This window comes from Spirillospora sp. NPDC049024 (genome assembly GCF_040649235.1).
Classification (GTDB): domain Bacteria; phylum Actinomycetota; class Actinomycetes; order Streptosporangiales; family Streptosporangiaceae; genus Spirillospora.
On the sequence record NZ_JBEZFD010000006.1, the window covers coordinates 275,047 to 290,243 of the forward strand.

18 protein-coding genes are annotated in these 15,197 nt (G+C 71.8%); 9 read left to right on the forward strand and 9 right to left on the reverse strand.

The window, feature by feature from the left end:
- Positions 1-8: 8 nt before the first annotated feature.
- Positions 9-296 (forward strand): hypothetical protein, encoded by a 288-nt coding sequence (locus AB0C21_RS13805; protein ID WP_500204336.1) that lies wholly within the window; start codon positions 9-11, stop codon positions 294-296.
- A gap of 262 nt (positions 297-558) precedes the next feature.
- On the opposite strand, the gene AB0C21_RS13810 is transcribed toward AB0C21_RS13805, so the two are convergent.
- On the reverse strand, positions 559-1,434 hold the full coding sequence (locus tag AB0C21_RS13810; RefSeq protein ID WP_500204337.1) for a GntR family transcriptional regulator: 876 nt from the start codon (positions 1,432-1,434) through the stop codon (positions 559-561).
- Positions 1,435-1,658: 224 nt separating this feature from the next.
- Here AB0C21_RS13810 and AB0C21_RS13815 point away from each other — a divergent pair, with 224 nt between their 5' ends.
- From AB0C21_RS13815 to AB0C21_RS13825, 3 genes are all read left to right on the forward strand, one after another.
- On the forward strand, positions 1,659-3,185 hold the full coding sequence (locus AB0C21_RS13815) for a replication initiator (protein WP_500204338.1): 1,527 nt from the start codon (positions 1,659-1,661) through the stop codon (positions 3,183-3,185).
- Positions 3,182-3,361 (forward strand): helix-turn-helix domain-containing protein, encoded by a 180-nt coding sequence (locus tag AB0C21_RS13820; protein ID WP_500204339.1) that lies wholly within the window; start codon positions 3,182-3,184, stop codon positions 3,359-3,361. The genes AB0C21_RS13815 and AB0C21_RS13820 overlap by 4 nt, the downstream gene beginning before the upstream one ends.
- 447 nt (positions 3,362-3,808) lie before the next feature.
- Positions 3,809-4,996, forward strand: coding sequence for a tyrosine-type recombinase/integrase (locus tag AB0C21_RS13825; protein ID WP_500204340.1), 1,188 nt, complete (start codon positions 3,809-3,811; stop codon positions 4,994-4,996).
- A 119-nt stretch (positions 4,997-5,115) separates the two neighbouring features.
- On the opposite strand, the gene AB0C21_RS13830 is transcribed toward AB0C21_RS13825, so the two are convergent.
- Positions 5,116-5,361, reverse strand: coding sequence for a DUF2630 family protein (locus AB0C21_RS13830; protein ID WP_500204341.1), 246 nt, complete (start codon positions 5,359-5,361; stop codon positions 5,116-5,118).
- Between the two features lie 122 nt (positions 5,362-5,483).
- Here AB0C21_RS13830 and AB0C21_RS13835 point away from each other — a divergent pair, with 122 nt between their 5' ends.
- From AB0C21_RS13835 to AB0C21_RS13845, 3 genes are all read left to right on the forward strand, one after another.
- Positions 5,484-5,897, forward strand: a complete 414-nt coding sequence (locus tag AB0C21_RS13835; RefSeq protein ID WP_500204342.1) for an STAS domain-containing protein — start codon at positions 5,484-5,486, stop codon at positions 5,895-5,897.
- Positions 5,898-6,109: 212 nt separating this feature from the next.
- Positions 6,110-6,994, forward strand: coding sequence for an acetate uptake transporter family protein (locus AB0C21_RS13840; RefSeq protein ID WP_500204343.1), 885 nt, complete (start codon positions 6,110-6,112; stop codon positions 6,992-6,994).
- Between the two features lie 79 nt (positions 6,995-7,073).
- The gene (locus AB0C21_RS13845; RefSeq protein ID WP_149262494.1) at positions 7,074-7,259 is read left to right on the forward strand and encodes a hypothetical protein; all 186 of its coding nucleotides are present in this window, start codon (positions 7,074-7,076) and stop codon (positions 7,257-7,259) included.
- A 67-nt stretch (positions 7,260-7,326) separates the two neighbouring features.
- Here the strand turns inward: AB0C21_RS13845 and AB0C21_RS13850 are convergent, their stop codons facing one another.
- Positions 7,327-8,541, reverse strand: a complete 1,215-nt coding sequence (locus tag AB0C21_RS13850) for a PucR family transcriptional regulator (protein ID WP_500204344.1) — start codon at positions 8,539-8,541, stop codon at positions 7,327-7,329.
- Positions 8,542-8,639: 98 nt separating this feature from the next.
- Here AB0C21_RS13850 and AB0C21_RS13855 point away from each other — a divergent pair, with 98 nt between their 5' ends.
- Positions 8,640-9,596: an SGNH/GDSL hydrolase family protein gene (locus tag AB0C21_RS13855; protein ID WP_500204345.1), complete on the forward strand. Its 957-nt coding sequence runs from the start codon at positions 8,640-8,642 to the stop codon at positions 9,594-9,596.
- Positions 9,597-9,675: 79 nt separating this feature from the next.
- Here the strand turns inward: AB0C21_RS13855 and AB0C21_RS13860 are convergent, their stop codons facing one another.
- The 6 genes from AB0C21_RS13860 to AB0C21_RS13885 all read right to left on the reverse strand — a co-directional run bounded on the left by AB0C21_RS13860 (position 9,676) and on the right by AB0C21_RS13885 (position 14,184).
- Positions 9,676-10,134 (reverse strand): S26 family signal peptidase, encoded by a 459-nt coding sequence (locus AB0C21_RS13860; RefSeq protein WP_500204346.1) that lies wholly within the window; start codon positions 10,132-10,134, stop codon positions 9,676-9,678.
- Positions 10,131-12,062, reverse strand: coding sequence for an ABC transporter ATP-binding protein (locus AB0C21_RS13865; protein ID WP_500204347.1), 1,932 nt, complete (start codon positions 12,060-12,062; stop codon positions 10,131-10,133). Before AB0C21_RS13865 ends, AB0C21_RS13860 begins: the two co-directional genes overlap by 4 nt.
- Positions 12,059-12,628 carry a redoxin family protein gene (locus AB0C21_RS13870; protein WP_500204348.1) on the reverse strand — a complete coding sequence of 190 codons (570 nt, stop codon included), beginning with the start codon at positions 12,626-12,628 and terminating at the stop codon, positions 12,059-12,061. Before AB0C21_RS13870 ends, AB0C21_RS13865 begins: the two co-directional genes overlap by 4 nt.
- 25 nt (positions 12,629-12,653) lie before the next feature.
- Positions 12,654-13,196 (reverse strand): MauE/DoxX family redox-associated membrane protein, encoded by a 543-nt coding sequence (locus tag AB0C21_RS13875; RefSeq protein WP_500204349.1) that lies wholly within the window; start codon positions 13,194-13,196, stop codon positions 12,654-12,656.
- 122 nt (positions 13,197-13,318) lie between these two features.
- Positions 13,319-13,522 carry a hypothetical protein gene (locus AB0C21_RS13880; RefSeq protein WP_500204350.1) on the reverse strand — a complete coding sequence of 68 codons (204 nt, stop codon included), beginning with the start codon at positions 13,520-13,522 and terminating at the stop codon, positions 13,319-13,321.
- A gap of 116 nt (positions 13,523-13,638) precedes the next feature.
- Positions 13,639-14,184 carry a redoxin domain-containing protein gene (locus AB0C21_RS13885; RefSeq protein WP_500204351.1) on the reverse strand — a complete coding sequence of 182 codons (546 nt, stop codon included), beginning with the start codon at positions 14,182-14,184 and terminating at the stop codon, positions 13,639-13,641.
- 204 nt (positions 14,185-14,388) lie between these two features.
- Here AB0C21_RS13885 and AB0C21_RS13890 point away from each other — a divergent pair, with 204 nt between their 5' ends.
- Positions 14,389-15,189, forward strand: coding sequence for a maleylpyruvate isomerase family mycothiol-dependent enzyme (locus tag AB0C21_RS13890; RefSeq protein ID WP_500204352.1), 801 nt, complete (start codon positions 14,389-14,391; stop codon positions 15,187-15,189).
- Positions 15,190-15,197 lie beyond the last annotated feature (8 nt).

Consider the following 15,197-nt stretch of genomic DNA (forward strand, 5'->3'; position numbering starts at 1 on the left):
AGAGTGCCATGGGTCGGCGTAAGCGTGCGCAGAGTTGGGACGGGCGGAGTGCCAGCGGGCGGCGGGTGGACCGGTCGGGGGCGTGCCGCAAGAAGCCCTTCGCCACCTACGAGGAGGCGGAAGCGGATATGCGGCGCTACCGGGAGAGCGGGAACGCGCGGGCGGGGTCGCGGCTTCCGACGCAGGTCCAGCAGTGCGAGCAGTGCGACGCGTACCACATCACGGGGGCGTTGAGTAAGCCCGCTCCGGCGGGCAAGCTGCGGCGGCGGCGAAAGGGCGGGATGGGCTGGAAATAGCGTGCGCTGCCTGGGCGGGTTCTGGGTTTGTGGCTTGCTCTGCGCGGTGCGGTGGGTGCGGGCCGTCCACGGCGTTGCCGGGGGCTGTGGGCGGCCGCCGCGCTGCGAACGGCGCCCCAGCGCCGCACGCGCAAAGCGCGTGCGGCCGTCCATCGGCCCCTGGCCTGCGGTGGGCGGGCCCGGCCACGCGCTCGGCCCGCGCTTGCGCGGGCCCTTGAACTAGTAAAGAAACTATGAGCCCACCAAGATCACGCATCCTTGGTCAGAGGCGCAGAACCGCATAGTCGGCTGCTGCGTTGTCGCTGCCGTGGTCGTGGCTGCTGGCTGCCTCGAATCGGTCGCCGGGGGCGTAGAGCTGGGTGTACTCCAGGGGGCGGCCGTCGTGGCTGAGCATAACGCGACGGATGACCAGCACGGGTGTTCCGGTGGGCTCCATGCGAAGGTCTTCGATCATGTCGCCGGTCGGCATCTCGGCATGGACGGTGGTGGTCCAGTTGAGGGGGCCGTGCTTGGCGGCAAGGTGGGCGTAGTAGTCGGCTGCCTCGGTGTCGGCGGTGAAATGCCGGTCGAGGCCCTGGCCTTCGACGGTGCCGAGGAGTTCGGCGGGTGTGTTGGATTCGAGGTGGATGCGGGCGCGGGTCTTGCTGTGCTGCCAGTAGGCGAAGCGGTAGATGACGGTGTGTCCGGGGCGCACGCCCAAGATCTCGGCTGTCTCGATGCCGCACGGGTTGGGGAGAGGCGCCAAATGCTCGATCCCTTCGCGCTCGGCGTCGCTGGGGACGGTGACTGGTTCCCATCCGGCGGCGTGCAGGTCGTAGGCGGGGCTGAGCAGGTCGGCGCGTGGACCGCCGCCGTGCTCGGTGGTGATGAGTCGGCGGTCGGGGCGGGGTCGTACGAAGGTGCCGCGTCCGTGGGAGACGGTCAGGAGTCCTTCGGCTGCCAGTTGCGCGATGGCCTTGCGGACGGTGGGGCGTGAGGTGTTGTAGAACTCGGCGAGCTGGGTCTCGCCGGGGAGGGCCTGCCCTGGCTGGTAGTAGCCGTCGGCCAGATCGTTGCGCATGAACTCGGTGATCTGACGCCAGCGTGCGGCGCTCTTGTCCTCGGTCCGGGTGTCTCCGGCCTTGTTGTGGCTGGTCATCAATGCCGCCCCTTCGAAAGTCGGCTGTCGGGCTCACTTCGTACATACAAGATGTAGCACGTCTCGTGTAACGTGTCACGCATGGCGCAAGATGTAGCACATGTCGGCCTACGTCTCGTGGATCGTGCAGAGGTGGTGTCGTGACGGAGCAGGGAGCACACGACGGCGCGCGAAAGAAGAAAGAAGGTGCGGACGACCCGGACTCGGATCCGGGATCGCGGGGGTTGCCGGAGGGTGCGCCCGCGTGGCTGCGGGCGGTGGCGGAGGTGGTGTCGGCACCGGGGTATGAGCGGTGGACTCAGCAGGTCGCCGGGACGGGCGGTTGCAGCGCGCCGGTTCGGCTGGTGGGCGAGTCGGCGGTGATCGACCAGAGCACGGGGGAGGTACTGCACGTCTACCGGACGGCGGACGAGGCGACGGGGTATCTGCTGGTGGCGTGCGGGAACCGGCGGGCGTCGGTGTGCCCGGCCTGCTCGGAGACCTACCGGCGGGACGTGTTCCACCTGATCCGGGCGGGCCTGGCGGGCGGCAAGGGTCTGGCGGAGACGGTGCGGGATCACCCGCGCGTGTTCGCCACCCTGACCGCGCCCTCGTTCGGGGCCGTGCACACCCTGCGGGAGCGGAACGGCAAGCCGGTGGCGTGCCATCCCCGCCGCCGCCCGGTGCGATGCGAGCACGGGGTGCCGGACGGCTGCGGGGTGCCGCACATGACCGACGATCCGGCGGTGGGGCAACCGCTGTGCGGTGACTGCTACGACTACGTCGGGGCGGTGCTGTGGCAAGCGCACGCCGGACAGTTGTGGCACCGGTTCTCGCTGGAGCTGCGGCGGCAGATGGCGCGGCGGGCCGACATGTCGCGGCGGCGGTTCGAGGCGCAGGTGCGGGTGTCGTTCGCCAAGGTCGCCGAGTACCAGCGGCGCGGCCTGGTGCACTTCCACGCGGTGATCCGGCTCGACGGTCCGGGCGGCTACGACGATCCCCCGCCGCGCTGGGCCACGGCGGAGCTGCTCGCCAACGCGGTTCCGCAAGCGGCCGGACGGGTCCAGGTGCGGTCGCTGGATCCTGAGCGCGGCGACCGGATCCTGCGGTGGGGCGCGCAGATCGACGTTCGGCCCATCCTGGTGTCCGGGGACGGCGGCGGCCTGTCGGATCAGGCGGTGGCGGGCTACATCGCCAAGTACTCCACCAAGGGCGCGGAGGTGTCGGGGACGATCGACCGGCGGCTCACCTGCGCCCGCTGCAAGGGTGCCGGGCGGGTGGACGGTTACGGCGGCGTCGGGGTGTGCAAGCGGTGCGGCGGCCTCGGTACTGCCTTCGGGGTGGACCTGGACCGGCTCCCGGTCTCCGACCACGCCCGCCGGATGATCCGTACGTGCTGGGACCTGGGCGGGCTTCCCGAACTGGCGGACCTGCGGTTGCGGCCCTGGGCGCACATGCTCAGATTCCGGGGCCACTTCGCCACCAAATCCCGCCGGTACTCCACCACTCTCGGGGCGCTCCGCCAGACGCGCGCCAATCACCGGGCCGCCGATGCACGTGAACGGCAAGGGCTCCCCTCGCCCGAAACCACGGAAGTGCTCGGCCACTGGCGATTCGCCGGGCAGGGCTACAGCGAAGCCGAGCAACTCCTTGCAGAGCACATCGGCCAGCGTGCCCAAACCGCACGAAGAATCGCCACCGAACGCGTAGAAAGAGAGTCCGATTCCACTTCCGACCAAACGGCGGAGCCGGGCGATTCGGAGGCGTCATGAAATCGGACGAAGCGCTGTGGACGATCGCAGAACTCGCGCACTTCCTCCGCAAACCAAAATCCTGGGTGTACGACAATTACCGCGACCTGTTCCCGTACTACAAGATCGGGCAACAAGTCCGCTTCGACCCTGCCGAGGTCCGGGCTGCGCTCCGTGGCGTGAGCGTCGAGAAGTAGGCGAGAGGGGAGCGGATGGAGGAGGTGAACGACGATAGCCCCTGCCCTTCCTGTGGCGGGCGCGGCTGGAAACTGGTCAGCCCCGCACGGTCCCTGACGCTACGGGCCCTCGACCCCGCTGGGTGTACTGAGCCTCGGCGCGAAGACTGCCGATGGTGCGCAGGCAGCGGAGTGGCTGAGAGCAGATGAGATAGCCGATCGGCCTGGGCGACTTGCGACATAGCGCCCAGGCCGACGCCGGCCGAGCCGCATGAATGAATTCAGCGCCGCGAACGCGGCTCATTTATTGGGGCGGGTGGTCGGGGGACGGAATGGTGGGAGTGCCGCCACTTGGCCGTCAAGCTTAATTCGCGAAAAGAAAAGGCCGAAAGTGGTCCTGGTGGCGCGGCTTTCCGCACGTCAACAAGAATAGAATTGTGGCATCGGTCAACGAAAGGTCAGGTGGCCATGGGTCGCGAATGGCGAGACGGCGAAATGCGGGACGGTATCCGCAAGGTGCGGAACGCTCGGGCCTCCAAGTCGGCAGGTAAAGACGTCTACTCCTTCAAGGTGCCATACCGGGACGCCAACGGAAAGCAGACCAGCGAAACTTTCGCGACGCTCAAGGCGGCGGAGCGCTTTCGTAACAAGGTTCGGCGGCAGCGTGACGAAGGTTTTACGATCGATCCGAAAGCGGGCCGCATCTCGGTGTCCGCGTACGCTGATCAATGGCTGGATGTGGCGCGGGCGAAGCGCGCTAACACCTACCGGAACTATGAGAAGTACGTGCGGCTGTACATCGTTCCGGCGCTGGGGGGTCGTCAGCTCAGGGCCGTCACGCGTGACGACGTACAGAAGTTCGTCAACGGGCTGGACTTGGCTCCCAGCACAGTGCGGGCCGTCTACAAGACCCTGGTTGCGCTGTTCGGCGCTGCGCAGAACCTAGACAACAAGATCCCCGCCTCTCCGTGTGTCGGCATCGTCCTCCCCGAGATCCCCGACCGCACGGTAGAGATCCTCACTGCGGAGCAGGTATGCGCGCTAGCGGCCAAGATGCCCGAACCCTGGCGTGCTGCGGTACTGCTGGCGGCCGGTACGGGCCTGCGCATCTCCGAAGTGGTGGGGCTGTCCTGGGACCGGATCGACCTGGACGCCGGGACCATCACCGTAGATCGTCAGATGACGACTGGGCGGCTCCTGGCGCCGGTCAAGACCCGTCGATCCCGGCGGGTAGTGCCCATGCCGGTGATGGTCGCTGACGCGCTCCGAGCGCACCGTGAGGCGTTCCCGCCCGTTGTTCAGGATGTGGGGGACTGCGACGGCAGGACGGTGCACCGGACGGCGCTGGTGTTCACCCGCAACGATGGGACTCCGGCGAACGCTGACAACGTGCGCCGGCCGTTCGTCCGGGCGCGGAACGCGGCGGGGCTGGCGTCGTCGGTGTGCTTCCACGTGCTGCGCCATACCTATGCATCACTCCTGATCGCAGCAGGCACTCACCTGATGGTGATTCGCGACCGGATGGGGCACGCCTCCATCAAGGTGACCGCTGATATCTACGGGCATCTGTACCCGGCCGAGGATGACCGGACGCGTAACGCCATCGATGACGCGTTCTCCTCCGGTGACCTTGGCGTCAGCACTGCGGCGCATTAGCGCAACGCGCTGACCTGCGAGAATGCGACGTGATGACAGGATGTTGACGCGAAAACTGGACCTAGGGCCACGCGGGCCGCTGACCTGCGAATACGGGCCGTTTCTCTTGGAGTCTCGGGCTACTGCTGGTAGCCCTCCACCTCGCCGGCGGGACGGACCGCGGCGTCCTCCGGGTTCTGTCCCGCCGCGAGTCGGGCGCGCCGCTGCCGCAGCAGGTCCCAGCACTGGTCGAGGGCGACCTCCAGCTCGCGTAGCCGTCCCTGGGCCTCGGCGTTGGAGGTCTCGGCCCGCTCGTGGGACTGGCGAAGGGCGTGCTCCTCCTCGATGAAGTCGTTGATACGTTCCAGGATCGCCTTCTCGTCCATGAAATGGCTTCCGATCGTGGTTTTCCGCTCTGGTGGGGGCCAGATGGTCCCGACAGGTGAGAGCCTTGCATATACGGGGCCGCGCACGGTAGCGGCGGCGCCCCGTTGAGGGTGAGGAGCGGATGACGGTCTGGCGGATCACCGGCGGCGAGGGCGGCCCGGATCCCGGTGCGCGGGAGGGCCCCCGCTACGACATCGTCGAGCACGAGTCCGCGCTGCTGCGCATCACGGCCGCGTCGGGCCTGCCCCGGGTGCTGATCACGGGCGAGGTCGACGTCTCCAACACCGCCGCCGTCACGCGCGCCCTGCGCGCCGTCCAGGACCGCGTGCCCGGCGACGTCCACGCCGACCTGGCGGGCGTGGAGTTCATGGACGTGGCCGGCCTGCGCGCCTTCACCGAGGCCGCGGGGTCCCTGCACGACCGCGGCGGCCTGCTCGTCCTGCACGGGGTCCCCCCGCACATCGAGCGGCTCTTCAGCCTGATCGGGTGGAACGCCTCCCCGGGCCTGGAGATCCACTGCCCGCCGCGCCGCTGAGCCGCCGGACCGTCGTGCCCCCGCCCCGCCGAGGCGCCGCCGCCTGAGCCGTCCGGGGCCCCTGGATCACCGGACGACCATGCCCGCGTCACCGGGCGGCAAAGGATCATCCGGACAAATACGAACCTCTTCAGGAAACGGTCATATGCCGTTTGACCTGCTAGAACACGGTTAGGAGGGGTTTACAGCTCTCCGATTCAGAGGGGGATCTCATGGCAAGGCGTAGAGAGCATCAATCCGCGCCGACGCCCGGCGAGCACACCGGATCGGCGATGCCCGCGGAGGGCGCGGCCACGCCGGGGTACGGCGCGGCCGAACCGGGATACGGCGCGGCCGCACCGTCGCGCGGCGCGGCGATGGCGCCCGGCAGGGGCGCCGACCAGCCCGGCGAGCACGCGCTCTGGGAGGACCGCACCCGCGTCTTCCTGCAGCCCATCGCGGCCCCGTCGATCCTCGGCCTGTTCGGGCTCGCCACCGCGGCCATGATGGTGGGCGCCTGGCAGGCCGGCTGGTACGGCAACGCCGGAACCCCGCTCGTCCTGTGGCCGCTGGTGCTGACCTTCGGCGGCATCGCGCAGCTGCTGGCCGGCCTGTGGGGCTACCGCGCGCGCGACGGCATCGCCACGGCGATGCACGGGATGTGGGGCGCCCTGTTCATCGGCTGGAGCCTGCTGTTCCTGCTGGTCAGCATCGGCGCGGCGCCGGTGGCGCTGGCGCCGGTCCTCGGTTCCACCTACGAGGGCTTCGCGATCTGGTTCGTACCGCTCGCGGTGATCAGCGGCCTGGGCGCGTTCGCCGCGCTGGGCGAGAACCTCGTGATCGCCCTGGTGTGGGCCTGCATGGGAGTCGCCGCAGGGTTCACCTCCGCCGGGTTCTGGGCGGGCTCGACATGGCCGCTGGACGTCGGCGGCTGGCTGTTCGTCGCGGCCGCGGTGATCGCGCTGTACGGAGCCGCCTCGCTGATGTTCGAGAACAGCTACGGGCGGACGATCCTGCCCACCGGCAAGATCCGCAGAGGCGCCAACCTGCCCGGCGGCCGGGCGGTCCGGCCCCTGGAGTACCGGCAGGGCGAACCGGGCGTGAAGATCGGGCAGTGATGTCCGGCGTTTCGCCTTGACATTCCCGTTACCCTATGCTGAGCCAAAGAGTACGAACCGGCTCGGAGGGGGAGCGGGAATGTCAACGGCGGTCCGGCGGACGTGGCGGCGCCTCGTCCAGTCATACAACCTGCTGTGCGCACGCGAGGACGCGCGTGCGCGCGGCATTACCGTGCCCAGCGGCATCTGGGCGTGCGACCGCTGCCACGAGCCGCACCTCGAGCTTTCGACGCTCAAGCACCACCTCCGCACCGAGCACGCCTGACGCACCCCCCCGGCTCCACGGGCGTGCCCGGCGCGCGTTTTCGTGATCAGGGGATCACAGTTCAGGATCATCGCCGCCGAGGCGGCTCGCCCAGCGAGCGGCGGGCCACCAGGGCGGCGTTCAGCAGTTGCAGGTCGCCGGGGCGGGCGGGGTCCAGGCCGGTGAGGACGCTGATGCGGCGGACGCGGTAGGCGACCGTGTTCGGATGGACGTGCAGGGCCGCCCCGGTCGCCCTGCGGTCCAGATCGAACGCCAGATAGCGCTCCAGCGTGCTCAGCAGGTCGGGCCTGCGCTCCAGGGGCGCCAGCAGGGCGGCGAGCGCGGCGAGCGCGCCGCTCGGCCGGCTCAGCTGGTAGTCCAGCAGCACGTCGGCGAGCCGGTACAGGCCGGGCGGGCGGCCCGCGCGGCGGACCAGGTCCATGATCTCTGCGGTCTGGGCGACGGCGGCCGGGACGCCGGCCGGACCGGTGATCTCCGCCGCGGCCGTCACGTCGATGTCGGCCGCCTTCGCCGCGCCCGAGACCAGGTCGTCGAGCGCCTCCCAGCCCGCGGAGAAGGGGAGCAGGGCCGTCCCGCCGGACGCGTCCAGGGCGGTGAGGGCGGGCTCGTCGGCGACGGCGTCCAGCGCGGTCCGGACGCGGCGGATCTTGCGGCGGGCGGCGATGCGGGCGCGCTGGCCGGAGCCGGACTCGTCCGGATGCGGGGCGAACGCCAGCGTCAGGACCGCGTACCGGGGCGCCGGTCGGTGCCCCTGCGTCTCCCCGGCCAGCAGCGCGGTCATCAGGGCGTGCCGGCCGCCGTGCTCCTGGCTGTCGAGGATCTGCCGCACCTCCAGGTAGGCGGCGCTGACGGCCGAGGTCAGGAGCCGCTGGAAGTCCAGGAAGTAGCCGAGCGCCTCCTGGAAGGCGGGCAGGTCGGCCGGCTCCGCCCCGGCGGTCAGCTCCTCCCACGCCATGGCCGCGCCGATCTGGTACGCGGCGAGGATCGCGTCCAGCGGCACGCCCTCCTCGGCCCGCAGCGCCGCCGAGTCGCGCTGCCGGGCGAAGTCGGCGGCGCGGGCGGGGCGCCGCCGCTCCAGGACGTCCGCGAACTGCCGCAGGCTGTGCTGGACGATCCCGGCGATGTCCCCGGCGACCTCCTCCTGCGGAAGCTCGGCGTAGACCGGTAGCTCGGCGAGCAGCCGCGCCACGACGCGGCGGGTCAGCAGCGGCGCGCGGACCCGCAGATGGGCCGCCATCGGCCGGCCGGCCACCCGCAGCGCCGGCGTCTTGTCCCGCGTCACAACGGCTCCCGAAAGAGTCTGTTTTTACGCCAATTGAACGGCGTGTCCAGATTCTGGACGATCACGGCGACATCGTCCATGGCGCCGGGAGTCAGCTCATGAAGCGTCTGTTCAACGGCCGTCCGTTCACTGGCGTGGTCCGCAGAGGCAGGGTCGGCAAGGGCCTGGTCGTCGAAGGCGGAACCGGCAAGAGCAGGGCCGGCAAGGGCCGGGTCGTCAGGAGCGCGGCCGGCGCGCTCGTTCTGGCGGGGGCGGCCCTCGGCGGGACGGCCGTGCCCGCGTCGGCGGCCGCGGTGGAGTACGTCGCGCTCGGCGACTCGATGGCCTCCGGCCCGCTCATCCCCGACATCACCGGTCCGATCGGCTGCGGGCGTTCCACCCACAACTACGCGCACGAACTGGCGTCCAAGATCGGCGCGAGCCTCCGGGACGTCACGTGCAGCGGCGCCAAGACCACCCACATGACGCAGTCGCAGAGCACGAGCGTCGGCGGCGTCGACACCGGGACCGTCCCGCCGCAGTTCGACGCGCTCACCGCGTCCACCGCACTGGTGACCCTCACCATCGGCGGCAACGACGTCGGCCTCGTCGGCATCGCCCAGGACTGCGCCACCCTCGACCCCACCGCCACCCCGTGCAAGGGCAAGTTCGAGGACGAGGTGGCCCAGCGCACCAGCGACCTCGGCCCGAAGCTCTCCGCCGTCCTGGACGGCATCCGCGCCCGCTCCCCGCAGGCCCGGATCGTCGTCACCGGGTACGGCCTCTACATCAAGAAGAACGGATGCTGGCCCGTCCAGCCGGTGCTGCCCACGGACGCCAACTTCCTCCAGGGCTCCGTGAACGCCATGAACGATGTGATCCGCCAGCAGACGACCGCCCACGGCGGCACCTACATCGACCTGGTCACGCCCAGCGCCGGCCATGACGCCTGCCAGTCGGCGTCCGCGCGCTGGGTCGAGGGCTACGTCCCCGTCCACTCCGCCGCACCCCTCCACCCGAACGCGCAGGGAGAGGCCGCCTACGCCGCCGTCATCGGCGCCGCCCTCAACGCCTGACACGGGGAACTCGAGGATTCCTTCGCGGACGCACCGGCGGGCCGGTGCTCCAGGCCGGGTCGGCGGGGCACCCCGGCCGCTAGCCGACCCTCCCGCCGGTGCGCAGCCGCACCAGGACCACCCCGTACATCCGGTCCGCCGGGCACAGGCCCCACTGCTTGGAGTCCTCCGAGCGGGGGTGGTCTCCGCGCAGCACGAGCATGCCCGGCGGCACGCGGCCGGGCAGGTCCCCCGCCACCCAGGCCGGCACCGGGTCCCCGGGCGCCGCGACGATCCGCTTGACGTACCACCCGGCGCCGCCGGAGGGGGCCGCGGGGCCGCGCCACCCCGCGTGCCGGTCGGGCCGCTGGACGACCACGATCCGGCCGGGCCGGGCCCGGCGGCGGTGGCGCAGCACCAGCAGCACGTCACCGGGGTGGAGGGTCGGGGTCATGCTGCCGCCCCGCACGGTGACGGTGGACAGCAGGAGCCGGGCCGTGAGCGCCGCGGCCCCGGCCACCAGAGCCGGGAGCACGGCCCGGCCGAGAGCCCGGCTCATCCGGCGGTCACCGCGGGCGGCACGGCGTCTCCCGGCACCTCGGGCGGTGCCGGGCGCTCCTGCACGGCGGGCACGTCCTCCCGGTAGCCCTCCGCCTGGCTGCGGAAGAGCCGGGCGTAGACCCCGCCGGGGGCCGCGATGAGGGACGCGTGGTCCCCGCTCTCCAGGATCCGGCCGTCCTGCACGACGACGATCCGGTCGGCCTGGCGGACGGCGCTGAGCCGGTGCGAGACCAGGATGCTCGTGGCGCCCGCGCGCATCTCCCGCAGCCGGTCGTGGACCTGCCGCTCGGCCACCGCGTCGAGACCGGAGCTGGGCTCGTCCAGGATCATGAGGTCGCGGCCCTGGCGCATCAGCCCGCGGGCCAGCGCCAAGCGCTGCCACTGCCCGCCGGAGAGGCGCACCCCGCTCGTCCGCGCGGCCTCCTCCTCGTCGCCGTCCTCGTCCCCCGCGTGGAACAGCCTGCTCAGCATCGTCCGGTAGCCGGCCGGCAGCCGCTCGACGGTCTCGTGGACGCCGGCGCGCTCGGCGGCGACCCGGATCCGGTCGGGGTCGCCGATCGCCTCCAGGTCCCCGAGCCCGATGTTCTCGGCGGCGGTGAGGTCGTAGTCCATGTAGTCCTGGAACACCGCCCCGATCCGCTGCCGCAACTGCTCCACGGGGACGTCGCGGACGTCCACCCCGTCCCACAGCACGACGCCGCGCTCCGGATCGTAGAAGCGGCACAGCAGCTTGACGAGGGTGCTCTTGCCGGCGCCGTTGAGGCCGACCACGGCCAGGCTGGTGCCGTGCGGGATGGTCAGGTCCAGCCCGCGCAGCACCCACGGGGAGTCCTCGCTGTAGCGGAACCACACATCGCGCAGCTCGATGGAACGTGTCAGCGGGGCGAGTTCGCGGGGCCGCGAGGGCTCGGCCAGGTCGTCGCCGATCCCGACCACCGTCATGTAGTGGTGGAAGACCAGGGCCGACTGGTGCCCCTGGGCGATGCCCTCCACCAGGGCCAGGAGACCGGACTGGACGCCGGCCAGGGACGCGATGAAGACCGACACGTCGCCGATGCTGATCGTCCTGACGGCCGCGGCGTGCACGGCCCAGAGCAGGCCCCCGGCCGCCAGCAGCGCACCGAGGGCGGCGAGGAGGACCTGGACGCGCACGACGCTGCGCTCCAGCCGGTCCTCGGCACCGTTGGCCGCGCGCAGTTCGGTGAGCATCCGGCCGTGCAGGAAGCCTCCCAGCCCGAACAGGCGGACCTCCTTGGCGGCCTGCAGGTCGGTCAGCAACATCTGGTAGAAGAGCTTGCGCCGCAGACCGGGGCTCACGTGCCAGAGCAGCCCGGCCCGCCGCCGGCTCAGCGCCAGGTGGGCGAGCAGCGCGGGCGCGGCCGCCACCAGCGCGGCGCCCGCCATGATCGGGTTGATCGCCACGAGGGTGCCCAGGAACCCGGTGATGCCGAGGGTGCCCCGCAGGGTGGACAGGCCCATCTGCACCAGCTGGTCGGGGGCGTGCTCGGCGGACTGCTGGGCCAGCCGCAGCCGGTCGTGGAAGCGCGGTTCCTCGAGGCGCGACAACCCGTTCATCCGGTTGACCGCGTCGAACAGGCGGTCCTGGGAGAGCAGGCCGATGGCGCGCCGGGCGCGCCCCTGCGCGTAGGCGGTGACGGCCGAGGCGGCGGCCGTCGCGACACCGACGGCCCCGATGCCGGCCGCCGTCCACAGCAGCGCCCCCATGCGGGGATGCGCGGCGGTGAGCTCGTCCAGCGCGACCTTGGTCAGCCAGGCGGTCGCCACCGGCGCCGCGCCGCCGGTCACCGCCATGGCGAGCTGGAGGAGCAGCATGCCGGGGCATGCCCGCCAAGCGAGCGCGTAGGCCGCCTTCATACCGCGGAGGACGGAGACACCGGGCCCCGTCACGTCGTCGCCGCCGCTCACGGCGTCGAGGGCCGCAGGGACTCGTCCAGTCCGCGCAGGCCGACGCTGGCGGCGGTGGCGATCCCGTCCGGGCCGTAGTGCGCGAAGCCGGGGTAGCGGCGGACGCCGAAGGCGGCGCCGAGCGGCGCGTCGAGGAACTCGGGCACCACGTGGTCGGCGACGCCGGCGAGCCGGGCGGCCAGGTCGCTGCCGGCCGCGTCGGCGCCGACCACCGTGGCCAGCACCCGCCCGCCCGCGTCCCGGACCAGGCGCGCGTGCTCGGCGAACCCTGGCACGCTGTCGTCGCAGCCGGGGCAGTCCAGCGACAGGAAGGCGATCAGCGCCGGACGGCCCGCCAGCCCGTCCCTGGTGAGCGTCGCGCCGTCGGCGGCGGTCGCGCGGAACTCCGGCATCCGGTCGCCGGGCGCGATGCCCAGTTCCGGCTCCCCGCCGGAGCGGCCGTGGTGGCCGGCGCCCGGCGGAGCGGCCGGCCCGGCCCGCCAGCGGCGCACCGCGGCCGCGGTGAGCGCGAGGTTCAGCGCGGTGAGCACCGCGACCAGGACGAGCCCTGCGACGAGGAATTCCACGGATGTCCTTTCCGGTTCCGGCGCCTCACCGGCCGCGGTTCCCCGCCGCGACCGGGGACCGGAAGAGGGCGGCGATGTCGTCGACGAAGACGGTGAGGGTGGTGAGCAGGCCCGCCGAGACCGCGGCCAGCGCGATCCCCGGCGCCTCGCCGGGGACGCCGCCGCCGCGGGTCATCGCCACGGACGAGCCCGCGCACGCCGCGGCCAGCAGCACCGCGTTGCGTGCGATGTGCCAGCCGTCCATGGGCGCCTTGGCCGCTCCGAAGCAGGCGCACTCCACCTTCTGCCCGCGGGCGACGACGAGGACCGGGACTGCCGTCAGGCCGCAGCAGAACAGCGCGGCGGCGAGGAACCCGGTGGTGACGGTGGCGGGCAGGGCCAGCAGCAGCGCGATGAGCAGTTCGGCCGCCGGGACGAGCACGGCCAGCGGGCGGCGCAGCCGCGCGGGAACGAAGGCGAGGCCTTCCAGCGAGGCGGCGAAGACGCCCGGTGCGCGGAGCTTGGCCACCGCCGCCAGCGTCAGCACCGCCATCAGGGTGAGGCGGCAGGCGAACGATACGAACAGCACGGGGGCTCCTGGACGAGGGCTGGACCGAGGCGGGGCCGGGGAGCACCGGGGCCGGTGCGGCCGCTCTCGCCCGAGGGCGGCCGCACCGGCGTCAGGCAGGTGTCATACCGGCCTGCGGGGCATCAGCAGTAGTTGCTGCTGTAGCTGTACCAGGTGCCGCAGTGGGTCTTGCAGTCGCCGCTGACCGAGCAGGTGCGGCCGAAGCAGATGCCGTTGATGTACTTGAACTCCATCCAGGAGTCCGGCGGGCAGCCGGCGTCGGCGTCGGCCGCGGGAAGCAGCACCTCGATGGCGCGGGTGACGCGCCGGGTCACGCTCTGGAGCATGGTTCCTCCTTGGAGTGGGGGATCTGTTTCCGCGCACGGGCCGAGTACCGCCGAGAACGGGTGATACGCGGTGGGCCGGGGCCCGCGGGGCATTCGGTAGCGGCTTTTCCGGCGCGCTATGAAGTGACCAGTTCGGTGCGCATGGCGGCGATGCCCGCGCCTGCCGACGTCACTATTCCGTTGGCGTCGTACCAGGCGTAGGTCGGGTAATTCTTGGCTCCGTACCGCCGTGACAGTTCGGCTTTCGCGTCCTCGGCGATCACGATGTCCATCACCTCGCTCAGCGCCGCGGCCAGGTCGCTTCCGGCCGAGCCGTCTCCGTGGACGATCGCCAGGGAGGACCCCCCGGTGGCCCGCAGCCGCTCGGCGTGCTCGGCGAAGAGGGGCACGGCGTCGGCGCAGGCCTTGCAGGTCAGGGAGAAGAAGCCGACCAGGGTCTCGGTCCCGAGCAGGGTCCGCTCCGTCACGGCGGTGCCGTCGAGGGCGCGGGCCGAGAAGGCGGGAATCCGATCGATCATCCGGACGGTGGAGGCGGCTCCGGCGGCGGGGACCCCGCCCGTCTCGGCCAGTTCCCGCCACCGCCGGAGCATGGTGAGGAGAATCGCCAGGTTGAGCACACCGACGACGCCGACCAATATCAGCCCCACTGAAGCGAAAATCACGACAGGCGTCCTTTCCCAGGAACTGGGTTACCGGTCGGCCGTGGCCACGCGACCATGATCACTTATAAATGATCTCCGCGCAATACCCGGTTCCGCCGCCCGGTGGCGCACCCGGACGCGGGGAAGGACACCGCCTGTGCCACTATCGTCGGCAACGCGCCGAACGCCCGGCCGCGCGGCTCGGGCGGCCGATGGAGGGCCGACATGAACGACGAGATGCGCGCCAACTGCGCCGCCTACGAGCAGACGATCCGTTCCTCTCTCGCGCTCGCCGCGACGCTCGCCGAGGACGACTGGGACCGCCCCACCGAATGTCCCGGCTGGACGGTCAAGGACCAGTTCGCCCACCTCGTCGGGGTGGAGCGCGACCTGCTCGGCGATCCCGCCCAGCCCGTCGAGCTGCCGGAGCTCGGCCACGTCCGCAACGACTTCGGCCGCTACCTGGAGGCCGCGGTGCACGCGCGGCGCCCCGTCCCCGGCCCGCAGGTGGCGGCGGAGCTGGCCGACGCGCTCGAACGGCGCCTCGTGCAGGTGGCCGGCGAGGACCCCGACCGCGTCCTGATGTGCCCGGACGGCAAGCAGGGCCCCTACACGCGGTTCATGAAGTTCCGCGCCATGGACTGCTGGACGCACGAGCAGGACATCCGCCGCGCGGTCGGCCGTCCCGGCAACCTCGACGCCCCGGCGGCGCGGTGCTTCTGGGAGCTGCTGAGCCGCGCCCTGCCCCGCATCGCCTCCCGCGCCGCGGAGGGCGTCCCCGGCCGGAGCGCCGTCTTCGCGATCTCCGGGCCGCCCGACTTCGAGGTCGCCGTCACGGTCGGCGACGACGGCCGCGGCACGTGGTCGGACGTTCCGGAGTCCCCGTCGGCGCGGCTCGCCATGGACTGGGAGACCTACGTCCGGCTGGCCGCCGGCCGCTGCACCGCCGCCGACGTGACCGTCCGCACCGAGGGCGACCGGGAGCTGGCGGAAAGGATCGTCTCCACCATGGGCATCACACCCTGACGCTCGCC